Annotated in this window: 2 protein-coding genes and 1 pseudogene; all 3 read left to right on the top strand. The window is 74.4% G+C overall.

What is annotated here, in order from left to right:
• Nucleotides 1-16: 16 nt before the first annotated feature.
• Nucleotides 17-877 (top strand): annotated as a pseudogene (locus ACFWPS_RS50570) (beta-ketoacyl reductase); the annotation flags it as partial.
• A gap of 156 nt (nt 878-1,033) precedes the next feature.
• Nucleotides 1,034-5,587 (top strand): type I polyketide synthase, encoded by a 4,554-nt coding sequence (locus tag ACFWPS_RS50565; RefSeq protein WP_383720316.1) that lies wholly within the window; start codon nt 1,034-1,036, stop codon nt 5,585-5,587.
• 7 nt (nt 5,588-5,594) lie between these two features.
• Nucleotides 5,595-16,010 (top strand): SDR family NAD(P)-dependent oxidoreductase, encoded by a 10,416-nt coding sequence (locus ACFWPS_RS50560; protein WP_383720313.1) that lies wholly within the window; start codon nt 5,595-5,597, stop codon nt 16,008-16,010.
• Nucleotides 16,011-16,250 lie beyond the last annotated feature (240 nt).

The following is a 16,250-nucleotide window of genomic DNA, read 5'->3' as shown; positions in this document are numbered from 1 at the left end:
GGGGGAGCTTGAGGGTTTGGGTGCGCGGGTGAGTGTGGTGGCGTGTGATGTGGGTGATCGGGATGGTCTGGCGGGGGTGATCGCGGGGATCCCGGCGGAGTTTCCGTTGCGTACGGTCGTCCACGCGGCCGGCGTGAACACCGGGACCGTCGCCCTCGACTCCCTGACCCAGGACCGGTTGGCAGAGGAACTCGCGGTGAAGGCGGACGGTGCGCGCCATCTGGACGAGTTGACGGCGGACGCCGATCTGGACGCGTTCGTGTTGTTCTCGTCGGGTGCGGCGGCCTGGGGCAGTGGTGGTCAGGCGGGTTATGCGGCTGCCAATGCCTGTCTGGACGCGCTGGCCGTCCAGCGCCGGGCCCGGGGCCGCACGGCCACCTCGATCGCCTGGGGCGCCTGGAGCGGGGCCGGCATGGTCGGGGCGACACCCGGACACGACGGCCGTCTCAGGCGGCTCGGAGTCGTGCCCATGCGGCCGGACCTCGCGATCTCCGCTCTGCAGCAGGCCCTGGACGACGACGAGACCACGATCGTCGTGGCGGACCTGGACTGGTCCCGCTTCCTTCCGACGTTCACCGCCACGCGCCCGAGCCCGCTGCTGTCGGCTCTCCCCGAAGCCGCTCGGCCGGCCGCGTCGGCCGCGTCGGCCGAGGAGGAGAGCCCGGCCGGGGACCCACGGCTCCCGGTGCGTCTCGCGGACCTGTCGGCGCGGGAACGCTCGGCGTTCCTGGTGGAGCTCGTCCAGATGCATGCCGCCGAGGTACTGGGACACGCTTCCGCACACCTGGTCGCCGCCGACCAGGCCTTCCGCGACCTGGGCTTCGACTCCTTCACCGCCGTCGAGCTACGCGCCCGGATCGCCCGGGCGACCGGGTTGACCCTGCCCGCCACGACGGTCTTCGACCACCCCTCGGCCCTGCGGCTGGCCGCACACCTCGGCTCCCTGCTCGGTGGTGCCGACACGGACGACGACACCGCCGCCCCCGAAGCACCGGCGGATCCGGCGACCGACGACCCCGTCGTGATCGTGGGCATGGCCTGCCGCTACCCGGGCGGGGTGACCGGTCCGGAGGACCTGTGGCGGCTCGTCGAAGAGGGCACCGACGCGATCTCGTCGTTCCCGGCCGACCGCGGCTGGGACCTGGAGGCGCTGGCCGTCCCCGGCGGACCCGGGTTCTCCGCCACCCGCAACGGTGGATTCCTCCACGACGCGGGCGAGTTCGACGCCGACTTCTTCGGGATCTCCCCGCGCGAGGCGCTGACCATGGACCCGCAGCAGCGGCTGCTCCTCGAGACGAGCTGGGAGGCGCTGGAGCAGGCGGGCATCGACCCGCACGCGGTCCGCGGCAGCCGGACCGGGGTCTTCGTCGGCGTGACCGACCAGGGATACGGACCTCCACTGCACCAGCCGACGGAGGACGGCGACACCCACGTGCTCACCGGCACGGCGCCCAGCGTGGCCTCCGGACGCGTCTCCTACGTCCTGGGACTGGAGGGCCCGGCCCTGTCGGTGGACACGGCGTGCTCCTCGTCGCTGGTGGCACTGCACCTGGCCGCGCAGTCGCTCCGGCGCGGCGAGTGCTCCCTGGCGCTCGCCGGCGGCGTGACCGTGATGGCGACACCCGGCCCCTTCGTGGCGTTCACCCGCCAGGGCGGCCTGGCACCGGACGGCAGATGCCGGTCCTTCGCCCAGGAGGCCGACGGAACGGGCTGGTCGGAGGGCGTGGGTGTGCTCGTACTGGAGCAGCTGTCCGACGCGCGGCGCAACGGCCACCGGGTACTGGCGGTGGTACGCGGCTCGGCGGTGAACCAGGACGGCACCTCCAACGGACTGACCGCACCGAGCGGCCTCGCCCAGGAGCGGGTCATCCGGCAGGCGCTGGCCGACGCCGGACTGCGCCCGGCCGAGGTGGGCGCCGTGGAGGCCCACGGCACCGGGACCCGGCTGGGCGACCCCATCGAGGGGCGCGCGTTGCTCGCGACCTACGGTCAGGACCGGCCCGGTGACGAGCCGCTGTGGCTCGGCTCGTTGAAGTCCAACATCGGCCACACCCAGGCAGCCGCGGGTGTGGGGGGTGTGATCAAGATGGTCAAGGCCATGGAACACGGAGTACTGCCGAGGACACTGCACGCGGACCGGCCCAGCTCCGAGGTGGACTGGGAGGCGGGCGCGGTGCGCCTGCTGGTCCAGGCACGCCCGTGGGACGGGCCGCGGCGCGCCGGCGTCTCGTCGTTCGGGATCAGTGGCACCAACGCGCATCTGATCCTGGAGGCCGGCCCCGACGCGTCCGAGGAACGCCGTCCCGGTGCCGGCGCACCGCGGGGGTCGGTCCCCTGGCTGCTGTCGGGACGTACCGAGGGCGCGCTGCGCGACCAGGCACGTGCCCTGCTGAACCGGGCGGAGGACGCCGACGTCCACGACACCGGGTTGTCCCTGGCCACCACACGCGCCCTGCTGCACCACCGCGCGGTCGTGGTCGCACGCGACCCGGAAGGCTTCCGGGCTGGTCTGGCGGCGATCGCGGCCGGCGACCCGGCGCACCCCGTCCTGACGGCTCCCCCGGCGCCGGGCGGGCTGGGCTTCCTCTTCTCGGGCCAGGGCGCGCAGCGGACCGGCATGGGACAGGAACTGGCGGCCGCGTTCCCGGTGTTCGCCGAAGCCTTCGCCGAAGCGGGCGCGGGCGTGGGCGGCATCCGGGTGGACGACGCCGACGTGCTGCGCGGCACCGCCATGGCACAGCGGGCCCTGTTCGCCTACCAGGTGGCCCTGTACCGCCTGTGGGAGTCGTGGGGCGTGGTACCCGACGCCGTGATCGGCCACTCCGTCGGAGAGGTGGCCGCCGCGCATGTGGCCGGCGTTCTGTCCCTGCGGGACGCGTGCCGCATGGTCGCCGCGCGTGCCGACCTGATGGCGCGGCTGGCCGAGGACGGCGGCGTGATGATGTCGGTGCGCGCGTCCGAGGACGAGGTGATCGGCACCCTCGCGGACGGTGTGTCCGTGGCCGCGGTCAACGGCCCCCGGTCGGTCGTCCTCTCGGGCGACGCGGAAGCCGTGGAGGCGTACGCGGCCCGCTGGCCCGGTGCCCGGAGACTGCGGGTGAGCCACGCCTTCCACTCCCACCACATGGACGGCATGCTCGACGAATTCGCCGCCGTCGTCCGCGAGCTGACGTTCCGCCGGCCGTCCGTTCCGGTGCTCGCGGCGGGCGACGTGACGGAGCCGAACCACTGGGTCCGTCAGATCAGGGAGCCGGTGCGGTTCCTGGACGGCATGCGGGACCTGCTGGCACGCGGAGTGCGCACGTTCTGCGAGATCGGGCCGGACGCGGTGCTGACGGGCCTCGGGGAGGAGTGCGCCGACGGCGTCCCCGGTGTCCGCTTCGTGTCCGGCGCACGGCGCGGCGGTTCGGAGGAGGTCCAGACGGTGCGGGCCCTGGGGGAACTGGCCGCACACGGGGTGACCCCCCGGTGGGACAGGGTGTTCCCCGGCGCCCGCCCGACCGGTCTGCCGACCTACGCCTTCCAGCGCCGCCGCTACTGGCTCGAACCCCAGGAACCGGACAGTGACTTCTGGGCTCTGGTACGACGGCAGGACCTCGGCGCCCTGACCGCGAGCCTGCGTGTCGACGGCGACCCACGGCTGAGCGAGGTGCTGCCCGCACTGGCGCGCTGGCGCCGCAGGAGCGAGGACGGTGCGGCGCTCGGCCGCTGGCGCTACGAACTCACGTGGCACCCCGTCGTCGCCGATCCGCCCGCGGCGGTGACCGGCACCTGGCTCGTCGTACCGGCCGCCGGAGCCGACGACCCGCTCACGGACTCCGTGGTGACGGCGCTGGCCGCGCGGGGTGCCGACGCGGCGGTGGTGCGGCCCGAGGAAGTACCGGCCCGGATCGCGAAGCGGCCGGTCGCCGCCGCCGTCGTCCTGCTGCCCGCGGCCGACGGACCCGACCTGCCCGCGGCCGACGGACCCGACGACACGGACGGATTCCCGGCGGTGGCCGGTTTCGACGAGGCGGCCGCCACCGTGGAACTGGTGCGACGGATCGCCGCCGAAGAGGCCACCGCCCCGCTGTGGTTCGTCACCCGGGGGGCCGTCGCCGTCGACGGCGAGGAACCGCTGAGCGGCCTGGGACACTCCCTGCTGTGGGGCCTCGGCCCGGTTCTCCGTGACGAACGCCCGGAACTGTGGGGCGGTGTCGTGGACGTGCCCGCCGTGCCCTCGGCAACCGCCACGGACCTCCTCGTCACCGCGCTCGCGTCCGGCGGGGATCAGCTGGCCGCGACGGACGGCGGACTGCACACCCGCCGCCTCGTACGTGCCGCCTACGACGGGACGGTCTGGCGTCCGGCCGGCACCGTGCTCGTCACCGGTGGTACGGGTGCCCTGGGCCGGCACGTGGCGCGGTGGCTCGCGGCCGAGGGAGCCGGACACGTGGTGCTGGCCGGCCGCCGCGGCGGTGACGCCCCCGGCGTCGCGGAGCTGTGCGAGGAACTGGCGGCCGCCGGCGTCGCGGCGACCGCCGTCACCTGCGACATACGGGACCGCGCCGCGTTGGCCGAGCTGCTGGACCGCCATCCGCCGGACGCCGTCGTGCACGCGGCGGCCGTCGTGGACGACACCACCCTGGACGGACTGACCCCGCAGCGTGTGGAACAGGTGCTGCGCACCAAGGCCCTCCCTGCCTGGCATCTCCACCAGCTGACCCGCGACCGCCCGCTGTCGGCGTTCGTCCTGTTCTCCTCGGTCGCGGGCACACTCGGTACCGCGGGCCAGGGCAACTACGCGCCGGGCAACGCCTTCCTCGACGCGCTCGCCGTCCACCGCCGTGCCCTCGGGCTGCCCGCCACCTCGATCGCCTGGGGCCCCTGGGCCGGAGACGGGCTCGCCGCGGCGGACGCCGTCGCCGGGGCGGCCGGCCGGCACGGCATGACGCCGATGGACCCGGTGCTCGCCGTCCGGGGGCTCGCGGCCACGGACGTGCCGTTCGCCCTCGTCATGGACGTCGACTGGGAACGTTTCCCGGCCGACCGGGTCCCGAACCTGGTGGCCGGGCTCGTTCCCGACAGCGCGGCGGAGCCCGAACAGGGTCTCCTCGACCGGCTGCCCGGGCTGTCCGAGCCGGAACAGGCGCGCCTGGTACTACGGACCGTGCGGTCCGCCCTGGCCGCCGTACTGGGCCACCGCGACCCGGGAACCCTGGGCGAGGACCGTACGCTCACCGAACTCGGACTGGATTCCATGACCGCCGTGGAACTGCGCAACCGCCTGCGCGCCCAGACCGGTCTGCAGCTGTCCGCGACACTCGCCTACAACCACCCGACCACCGAGGAGCTGGCCCGTCACCTGCACGGCAGGCTGCGCGAACGCACGGCTCCCGCCCCGCTGTCGGTCACCGCGGAACTGAACCGTCTGGAAGCGGCCGTGGCCGCCCTCCCGGCCGGCGCCGACGAGCGCGGCGCAGTGGCGGAGCGCCTGCGCGCGCTGCTGAGCGAGGTCGCCGGGACCCCGGCACACGAGCGTGACCTGGACGACGTCACGCACGACGAACTGCTGGCCCTCATCGATGACGAATTCGGAAGGCAGTAACCCGCGCATGGCGAACGAAGAACGGCTTGTGGAGTATCTCAAGCGGGTCACCTCCGACCTGCGCGAGGCACGACGGCAACTGTCCGCACGCAGCGAGCCCATCGCGATCGTGGGTATGGCCTGCCGCTTCCCCGGCGCGGTGGAGTCCCCCGGACAGCTGTGGGACCTGGTGGCGGGGGAGGTCGACGCGCTGTCCGACGTCCCCGCGGGCCGGGGCTGGGACCTGGAGTCGCTGTACGACGCCGACCCGGACGCGCCGGGCCGCTCCTACGTCCGCGCCGGCGGCTTCCTCGCCGAGGCAGCCGGGTTCGACGCGGACTTCTTCGGTATCTCGCCGCGTGAGGCGCTGGCGATGGACCCGCAGCAGCGGCTGCTCCTCGAGACCGCCTGGGAGGCCCTGGAACGCGCCACCCTCGTGCCCGGCTCGCTGCGCGGCGCCCAGGTGGGCGTGTTCGTGGGGACCAACGGGCAGGACTACGGCCGTCTGCCGCTCCCGGACGGCCTGGAGGGCTACGTCGGCACGGGCAGCTCCGCGAGCGTCATGTCCGGGCGGATCGCCTACACGCTCGGTCTCGCGGGCCCTGCCGTCACCGTGGACACGGCCTGTTCGTCCTCGCTGGTCGCACTCCATCTCGCCGCCCAGGCGCTGCGCCAGGAGGAATGCGAGCTGGCACTGGTCGGCGGCGTGACGGTGATGTCCACGCCGCAGGCCTTCGTCGGACTCAGCAGGCAGCGCGCGCTGTCCTCGGACGGCCGGTGCAAGGCGTTCGCCGAGGCCGCCGACGGCACCGGCTGGGGAGAGGGCGCGGCGACGCTGGTGGTGGAGCGGCTGTCCGACGCACAGCGGCTGGGCCACCCGGTCCTGGCCGTGGTCCGCGGGTCCGCGGTCAACCAGGACGGTGCCTCGAACGGTCTGACCGCCCCCAACGGCCCCGCGCAGGAACGGGTGATCCGCGCGGCCCTCGCGCACGCAGGCCTTCGGGCGTCCGACGTCGACGCGGTGGAGGCGCACGGCACCGGCACCCGCCTCGGCGACCCCATCGAGGCCGAAGCGCTGCTGGCCACCTACGGCCAGGGGCGCGAACGACCGCTGTGGCTGGGGTCGGTGAAGTCGAACATCGGCCACACCCAGGCGGCGGCAGGGCTGGCCGGTGTGATCAAGATGGTGCTGGCCATGCGTCATGACCTGCTGCCCAGGACCCTGCACGTGGACACGCCGACCTCGCACGTCGACTGGACCACGGGACGGGTGGAGCTGCTGACGAAGGCCCGGCCCTGGCCCGGGTCCGACACCCCGCGGCGGGCCGGGGTGTCCTCCTTCGGCATCAGCGGCACCAACGCGCACGTCATCATCGAGGAGCCCGCCGAGCCCCCCGTCGAAGAGACCCCCCGCCGACCGGGCCGCGGTGCCGTGCCCTGGGTGCTGACGGGGCGCGGGAGCGCCGCCCTGCGTGCGCAGGCGCGCAACATCCGCGCCCTGGCCGACCGTCACGGCCCCGGCGACATCGGCTACTCGCTGGCGGCGCACCGGGCGGCCCTCACCGACCGCGCTGTGGTGGTCGCGGAGACGGCTGAGGAGTTCAGGGCCGCCCTGTCCGCGCTGGCTGAAGGCAGTGTGCCGGAGGGGGCGGTGTCCGGCGCCGCCGGTCCCGTCGGCCGGACAGTGTTCGTCTTCCCGGGGCAGGGGGCGCAGTGGGCGGGGATGGCGGTGGAACTCCTGGAGTCCTCGCCGGTGTTCGCGGAGCGGTTCGCGGAGTGTGAGCGGGCGCTGATCCCCTTTGTCGACTGGTCGTTGACGGACATCGTCCGGTCGGGTGACTTCGACCCTGTCGACCGTGTGCAGCCGGTGTTGTGGGCGGTGATGGTGTCGCTGGCGGCGTTGTGGGAGTCGGTGGGGGTGCGGCCGGATGCGGTGGTGGGTCATTCGCAGGGTGAGATCGCTGCTGCCGTGGTGGCGGGTGCGTTGTCGTTGGAGGACGGTGCGCGGGTCGTCGTACTGCGGTCGAGGGCGATCACGGCGTTGGCGGGTCGGGGTGGGATGGTCTCGGTGCCGTTGCCGGTGGATGCGGTCCGGGAGTTGCTGCCGGAGGGCGTGTCCGTCGCCGCGGTGAACGGTCCGTCGTCGGTGGTGGTGTCCGGTGATCCTGCCGGTCTGGACGCGGTGCTGGCGTCGGTGGAGCGGGCGAAGCGCGTTCCGGTGGACTACGCGTCGCACTCGGCGCATGTGGAGGAGATCCGCGAGGAGATCCTGCACGTACTCGAAGGCGTGTCGCCGCGCCAGGCTACGGTCCCGTTCTTCTCCACCGTCGACGTGGAGTGGGCGGACGGCACGGGTCTGGACGCCGGGTACTGGTACCGCAACCTGCGGCAGACCGTGCGGTGCGAGGCCGGTGTACGGGCATTGGCGGAGGCGGAGTTCACGACCTTCGTCGAAGTCAGCCCCCATCCCGTGCTGACCGTCGGTATCGAGGAGACGGTGCCCGAGGCCGTTGTGGCGGGCACCCTCCGGCGGGATCAGGGAGGTTGGGGCCGGCTGCTGCGCTCGGCTGCGGAACTCTTCGTACGGGGCGTTCCGGTGGAGTGGCCGTCGTTGTTCCCCGACGCGCGGCCGGTGGAGTTGCCGACGTACCCGTTCCAGCGTGAGCCGTACTGGCTGGACGGGACGCCGGGTCGGGGCGGGGACGTCGGCGCCCTAGGCCTCGCGGCGAGCGACCACCCGCTGACGGGTGCGCTCGTGGACCTGGGCGACGAAGGCTGTGTGTGGACCGGGCGGCTGGCCTCCGGGACACATCCGTGGCTGCTCGACCACACGATCGCCGGCTCCGTGTTCCTCCCGGGGACGGCCGTTGTCGAGCTGGCGTTGAGCGCGGGGCGTCGCACCGGGCATCGGCACCTCGCCGAACTCACCCAGTACGCGCCCTGCGTCCTGCCGGACCGGGGCGGCCTCACCCTTCAGGTCCGCCTGGGCCCGGAGAGGGACGGTGCCCGGCCGGTCGCGATCCTGTCCCGCCGGGGCGAGGACGACGACTGGACACGGTGTGCGGACGGCTTCCTGACCGCGGGCGGCCCGCTGTCCGACGACGGAGAACTCGCCGCGTGGCCGCCACCCGGCGCGGCGCCGGTCGACACCGGAAGCCTGTACCGGCGCCTGGACGAGGCGGGCTACGGCTACGGGCCCGCCTTCCGCGGGCTGCACGCGGCCTGGCGACTGGGCGACACGCTGTACGCCGAGGTGGCCGCGCCCGGCGACGCGGCCACCGACGCATTCCTGGTGCACCCGGCGGTGCTGGACGCCGCTCTGCACGCCTTGTTCCTCGATCGCGACCTCGACGAGATGCAGATCCCCTTCTCCTGGAGCGGCGTGGACCTCCGCCCCGGCGGCTCCGGGGTGTTCCGGGTGCGGCTCTCCGTGCTCGGACCGGACGAGGCGTCCGTGCTGATCGCCGACAGCGCCGGCCGGCCGGTCTGCTCGGTCGACCGGTTCGTCGGCCGGCCGCTGCCGGCCGGTCAGCTCTCCGCGGGCCGGACCGGCGCCTCCGACTGGCTGCTGCGGCCCGAGTGGACACCCGTACCGGGACGGGCGCCCGCGTCCCCCGCTCCGGTTCTCCTCGGCCCCGACCTCGACCTGTCCGCGCTGACCGGCGTGCCCGATGCGGTGGTGGCCGCCGTCAGCGCCGCACCGGAGCACGAGGAGGACCCGGTGGGGGCCACGCACGAGGCCGTGCGGAAGGCCCTCGCGCTGCTGCGGAGCTGGCTGGCGGACGACCGGTTCGACGCCGCCCGGCTCGTTTTCCTGACCCGCCCCGGAGACCTCGTCGGCGGCGCCGTACAAGGACTCGTCCACTCCGCGCAATCGGAGCACCCCGGCCGCTTCGTCGTCGTCGAAGCGGACGGCCCGGACGCGGTGCCCGCCGCTCTCGCCTCCGGTGAGCAGCATGTCGCCGTACGCGGCGGCCGGGTGCTGGCGCCCCGGCTGGTCCGCGAGGCGCCCGGAGCCAGGAAGGCCAGTTTCGCTTCGGGCGGCACGGTACTGGTCACCGGGGCCACCGGACTGCTGGGTGGCCTGGTGGCCCGTCACCTGGTCCGGGAACACGGTGTCCGGCACCTGCTCCTGCTGGGCCGCCGGGGCCGGGTGGCGCACCTTGACGACCTCGACGCCGAGGTGACGTGGGCGGCGTGCGACGTGTCGGACCGCACGGCACTGGCCGACATGCTGGCTGCCGTACCCTCCGAGCACCCGCTCACCGCTGTCGTCCACGCGGCCGGGGTACTCGACGACGCCACCGTGCTGTCCCTGACCCCCGAGCGGATCGGGCCGGTGCTCGCACCGAAGGTCGACGGGGCCTGGAATCTGCACGAACTGACCAAGGACATGGGGCTCTCCGCGTTCGTCCTGTTCTCCTCGGCGGCGGGGCTGCTCGGTTCCCCGGGCCAGGCCAACTACGCGGCCGCCAACGGATTCCTGGACGCCTTGGCCCAGCACCGCCGTGCCGCCGGGCTGCCCGCACAGTCGATCGCCTGGGGACTCTGGCAGGACCCGAGTGCGATGACCGGCCACCTGACGGCGGCCGACATCGATGTCCGGATGGCACGCGGCGGAGTGCTGCCCCTGACCGCCGAGGCGGGGCTGGCGCTGTTCGACGCCGCGCTCACCGTGGACCCCCCGGTCCTCGCCGCCCTCTGCGTCGACCCTGCTCGACTGCACGACGAGGCACCGCCGTTGCTCCGGCCGCTGGCCAGAGGCGGCGCGGCCGGTGCGGCGCGCCCGCGACCGTCCTCCGACGCGGGCGGCGACTGGGCCGAGGACTACCTGCGGATGTCCGAGGACGAGCGCGAACGCGGCGTCCTCGCCCTGGTGCTCGCCCAGGTCGCCGTCGTCCTCGGACACGACGCCGGACGTGTGGACCCCCAGCGGGCGTTCAAGGACTTCGGGTTCGACTCGCTCACGGCCGTGGATCTGCGCAACCGCCTCAGTGCCGTCACCGGCCTCCGTCTGCCCGCCACCCTGGTCTTCGACCACCCCTCGCCGCGCGTGCTGTCCAGGTGGCTGGGGGAGCAGTTGGAGCGCAACGCGCCGGCCGGCCCGGCACAGGCCGCGCCCGCCGCGCTCCGTCCGCCGGTCGACGAGCCCGTCGCGATCATCGGCATGGCCTGCCGTTTCCCCGGCGGAGTGACGTCCCCGGAGCAGCTCTTCGAACTGGTCCTCGCGGGCGGCGAAGCCGTCACACCCTTCCCGCAGGACCGGGGATGGGACCTGGACGCGCTCTTCGGCACCGACACGAGCGCCGGGCCCGGCACCGACGCCGACCGGCCGGGACGCAGCTACACGCGGCACGGCGGGTTCCTGGACGACGTGTCCGGCTTCGACCCCGAGTTCTTCGGCATCTCCGCGCGTGAGGCGCTGGCCATGGACCCGCAGCAGCGGCTGCTGCTGGAGGCCACGTGGGAGGCGCTGGAACACGCCGGCATCGACCCGGTCGGGCTGCGGGGGAGCCGGACGGGGGTCTTCGCGGGTGTGATGCACCACGACTACGCCGGGCGACTGCGTGACGCGCCACCGGAGATCGAGCCGTACGTCGGCAACGGCAGCGCCGGGAGCATCGCGTCCGGACGCGTTGCCTACACCTTCGGCTTCGAGGGGCCCGCGCTGTCGGTGGACACGGCCTGTTCCTCATCCCTCGTGGCGCTGCACCTCGCCGCGCGGGCCCTGCGGGCCGGGGAGTGCACGCTGGCCCTGGCCGGCGGAGTGTCGGTGATGGCGACTCCCGAGCTGTTCGTGCAGTACAGCCGGCAGCGCGGCCTGTCCAAGGACGGGCGCTGCCGGGCCTTCGCGGATTCCGCCGACGGAACGGGCTTCGCCGAAGGCATCGGGATGCTCCTGGTGGAGCGGCTGTCCGACGCACGGCGCAACGGCCACCGGGTACTGGCCGTGGTGCGCGGCAGCGCCGTCAACCAGGACGGCGCCTCCAACGGGCTGACCGCGCCGAACGGCCCGTCCCAGGAGCGGGTGATCCGCGCCGCGCTGGCCGACGCCGGGCTGCGCACCGGCGACGTCGACGTGGTCGAGGCGCACGGCACCGGCACCCGGCTGGGGGACCCGATAGAGGCGCAGGCGTTGCTCGCCACCTACGGCCAGGACCGTCCCGCGCACCGGCCGCTGTGGCTCGGCTCGGTGAAGTCGAACATCGGCCACACCCAGGCCGCGGCCGGGGCCGCGGGCATCATCAAGATGGTCATGGCGATGCGGCACGAGGTCATTCCGCGGACCCTGCACGCGGACACCCCGACGCGTCAGGTCGACTGGGACGCGGGTGCCGTGCGGCTGCTGAACGAGGCCCGGCCCTGGCAGGGGCCGCGCCGCGTAGGTGTGTCCTCGTTCGGAGCGAGTGGCACGAACGCGCACGTCATCCTGGAGGACGCCCCGCCGGACGCCGCTCCCCGGGAGGCCGCGGAGCGCCCGCGGTGGCCCGCTCCTGCCGAGGCGGACGGCCGGCCCCTCGCGCTGCCCCTGTCCGCGCGCGGCCCGGCGGCGCTGCGTGGCCAGGCCGGCAACCTGCTGCCCGCACTGGCCCGGCACGACGCCCGCGACGTGGCGCACTCGCTGGCCACCACCCGCACCGCCTTCCCGCACCGTGCGGTCGTCCTCGGCAGCGGCCCGCAGGAGCTGCGACGAGCCCTGGACGCGCTGCACAGCGGGCAGCCGGACGGCGGCCTCGTGACCGGGGAGGCGGTCTCCGACCCCCGGCCGGTCTTCGTCTTTCCCGGCCAGGGCGGTCAGTGGGCGGGCATGGCAGTCGAACTCCTCGACCACTCACCGGAGTTCGCCGACCGGATGGCCCAGTGCGGCCGCGTGCTGGCTCCCTACCTGGAGGGCGGCCTCGACGACGTGGTGCGTCGCGCGGAGTACGACCGCGTCGACCTGGTGCAGCCCGCGCTGTGGGCGGTGATGGTCTCGCTGGCCGAGGTGTGGCGCGCGCACGGCGTGGAACCCGCCGCCGTGCTCGGCCACAGCCAGGGCGAGATCGCCGCCGCGGTGGTCGCCGGAGCACTGTCCCTGGAGGACGGCGCCCGCGTGGTGGCACTGCGCTCCCGGGAACTGGCCGCGCTCGCCGGACAGGGCGGCATGGTCTCGCTCCCCCTTCCCGTGACCGAGGTCCGCGACCTGCTGAAGCACCTGCCGGGTCGGCTCGACGTCGCCGCGGTCAACGGCCCCCGGTCCACGGTGGTCTCCGGCGACGCGGACGCGCTCACGGAACTGCTCGCCCACGACGAACGGGCCCGCCGGATCCCGGTCGACTACGCCTCCCACTCCCGGCACGTGGAACCGCTGCGCGCCCGCATCCTGGACGCCCTGTCCGGTATCGCGCCGCGCACCGCCGAGGTCCCCCTGCTGTCCACCGTCGACGGCGACTGGCCGGACACCGCCGTCCTCGGCCCGGAGTACTGGTATCGCAACCTGCGACAACCCGTGGAGTTCGAGGACGCCACGCGCACCCTCCTGGACCGGCCGGGCACCGTGTTCATCGAGATCAGCCCGCATCCGGTGCTCGCCGTGCCGATCAGGGAGACCGCCGAGGACGCCGGGACACCGGTGCCGGTGCTCGGCACACTGCGGCGCGACGACGGCGGCCCGCGCCGCCTGGCCCTGGCCCTGGCGGACGCCCATGTGCACGGGCTGCCCGTACGGCTGCCCGTCCCGCAGGGCCGCCGGGTGGACCTGCCCCACTACGCGTTCCAGCGGGAGCGCTACTGGCCCGAGCCGCCCAGGGAGCGGGCCGCCGTGGCCGGGGCCGGCCTGGTCCCCGCGAACCACCCGCTGCTCGGCGCCGTGCTCGACCTGGACGAGGACGGCTGCGTGCTGACCGGCCGGATCTCGCTGACCACCCACCCCTGGCTGGCCGATCACGCCGCTCTCGGCGTGGTCCTGCTGCCCGGTACCGCCCTGCTGGATCTCGCCGCGGCCGCGGGCCGCCGCGTCGGCCACGGGCGGATCGCCGAACTCACCCTCACCACCGCGCTGACCCTGCCGGCCACGGGCGCGGTACGGCTGCGAGTACGCGTGGGACCCGCCGGGCCCGCCGGGCGGCCGGTGACGGTCTCCTCCTGCCCGGAGGAGTCGACCGACTGGACCCGCAACGCCGAGGGCACCCTCGTCCCCGAGCAGCCGCTCACCGGCGGCCTCACCGCCTGGCCCCCGGCCGGAGCCGAGCCCGTCGACGTCCCGGCGCTGTACGACACCTACGCGCGCGCCGGGCTCCAGTACGGACCCGCCTTCCGCGGGCTGCGCGCGGCCTGGCGACGGGGGGACGAGACCTACGCCGAGGTCGAGCACGACGGGCTGCCGCGCGACGGGTTCGGTGTCCATCCCGCACTGCTGGACGCCGCCGTACAGGCCATGGCGGTCCAGGACGACCGGAAGGACCTCCGGCTCCCCTTCATCTGGCGTGAGGTCGCCCTCTCCGGTGACGCACCGTCGGCGCTGCGGGTCCGCATCGCACCGGCGGGTGAGAACGCCGTCTCCCTGGAGGTCACCGACGGTACGGGGAGCCCCGTGGCCTCCGTCGGCTCACTGACCGTCAGAGAGGTCACCGCGGCGAAACTGCCCGGAGCCGCCCCCGTCGGCGACTCCCTCCTCCGCCGGACCTGGACCGGCCTCGCCACGCCGCCCGTATCGCCCCGGCGGTGGGTCGCCGTCGGTGAGGGACCCGCCGCCCTGGCGGCCGCCCTGCCCGGCGGACGGACCGCGGACACCCTGGAGGCGCTCCTCGGCCAGGACGACCTCCCCGAGATGATCGTCGTGTCGCCGTCCTGCGCCGGACCCGACCCCGTCCGGGCCACGCACCAGGCCACGGCCCGCGCCCTGGCCGTCGTCGGCGAGTACCTGGCGGCACCCGGCCTGACGGACACCAAAATGATCGTCCTGCTGCCCAGGGACGACCTGGCGGCGGCCGCCGTCGCCGGGCTCGTGAGGTCCGCGCAGACGGAACACCCGGACCGCCTGGTTCTCGTGCACTGCGACCCGGCCGACCCCGCCGACCTGGCGCTGCTGCCCGCGGCAGTGGCGACCGAAGAACCCGAACTGGCCGTCGAGGCGGGACGGCTGCGCGCCCCCCGCCTGGTGCCGGCCACCCCGGGCGGTGAACGGTCCGCCCTCGATCCCTCCGGCACCGTCCTGGTGACCGGGGCCGGCGGTGTGCTGGGCGGCCTCGTGACCCGTCACCTGGTGCAGGCGTACGGTGCGCGGCAGCTGCTGCTCGTCGGCCGCACCGCGCCGGCGGTTCCCGACGGGCTGGACGCGGACATCCGGGCCGTCGCCTGCGACGTGACCGACCGCACCGCCTTGGCCGCCCTCCTCCGTACGATCCCCGCAGCCCACCCGCTCACCGCTGTGATCCACACGGCCGGTGTGCTGGACGACGCGACCCTGACCACGCTGACCGAGGAACGACTGCACCCGGTTCTCGCACCGAAGGTCGACGGCGCGTGGAACCTGCACGAACTCTGCGGTGACGTGGACCTGTTCGTGCTGTACTCCTCCGCGGCAGGCCTGCTGGGTGCCCCCGGGCAGGGCAACTACGCGGCCGCCAACGCCTTCCTGGACGCGCTGGCCCGCCACCGGAGGGACCTCGGCCTGGCCGCTCAGTCCCTTGCCTGGGGTTGGTGGGCCGAGACCAGTGGTCTGACCGGTGCCCTCGGCGACGACGGCCGGACACGGCTGACCGGAGCGGGCGTCGTTCCGATGAGCAGCGAGGAGGGGCTCGCTCTGTTCGACGCCGCGCTCACCTGCCGTGACGCGTTCCTGGCGGCTCTGCGGCTGGACCGCACCGTGGCGCGCGGCCTCGACCGGCCGCTGCTTCGGGACCTCCTGGGCAGCCAACGCCGTACCCGCACCCGCCAGAGCGGTGCCGCCGGGCTGGCGGAGCGGCTGGCGCGGGCCACCGGCCGCGAGCGTGGCCGTCTGCTGCTCGACCTCGTCCGCTGCTGCGCCGCCGCATTGCTGGGGCGTACCGAGGTGCAACCCGCCCGTGGCTTCATCGAACTCGGTTTCGATTCGCTGACCGCCGTCGAACTGCGCAACCAGCTCGGTACGGCGACGGGACTGCGCCTGCCCCCGACACTCACCTTCGACCACCCGAACCCGCTGGCGCTGGCCGAGCACCTCGGCGCCCTCCTGGACGCCCGGGACCGCACCCGTCCCGACGGCCTGCTGGCGGCCCTGGGCGATCTGGAGCATCTCGCCGGCTCGCTGGCGCCGGACGACGCCGGCCGCGGCGAACTGCGGTCCCGGCTGGTCGCCCTGCTCGCCTCCCTGCCGGAAGCCGCCCGTGACGAGCCGCCGCGAGAAACCGGCTCCGAGACGTCCGACCTCGACGGCGCGGGTCTGGAAGAGATGCTCGCGATCATCGACAACGAACTGGAGTAGCTGTGAGCGCCCCATGGCGCTCCCTACGCACGCACGCGCGCCGCCGACGATGCCGACGTGCGGCCCTGCCACGCGCCCCGGCCCTGTCCGCTGGGCCGCTACGCCTTCCCCGGCCCCCGGGAGGCCGGGCACGGTGGCGGAGGAGGCGGAGGAGCGGACACCGGGTGCCTTCGGGTGCGGGCCGGGCAGGGCCGACCTGCTGTCCGCCTGTCTGTGGCAGCCGGGGGTCAACTGGCGTTC

This window comes from Streptomyces sp. NPDC058457 (assembly GCF_042720695.1).
Lineage (GTDB): Bacteria > Actinomycetota > Actinomycetes > Streptomycetales > Streptomycetaceae > Streptomyces.
Note: the sequence above shows the minus strand (reverse complement) of the source record. Positions and strands in the feature narration are given on the sequence as shown.

Bases quoted from the DNA above. Each gene is read 5' to 3' on its own strand.
- ACFWPS_RS50560 (WP_383720313.1), top strand. From the start codon at position 5,595: ATGGCGAACGAAGAACGGCTTGTGGAGTATCTCAAGCGGGTCACCTCC.
- ACFWPS_RS50565 (WP_383720316.1), top strand. From the start codon at position 1,034: ATGGCCTGCCGCTACCCGGGCGGGGTGACCGGTCCGGAGGACCTGTGG.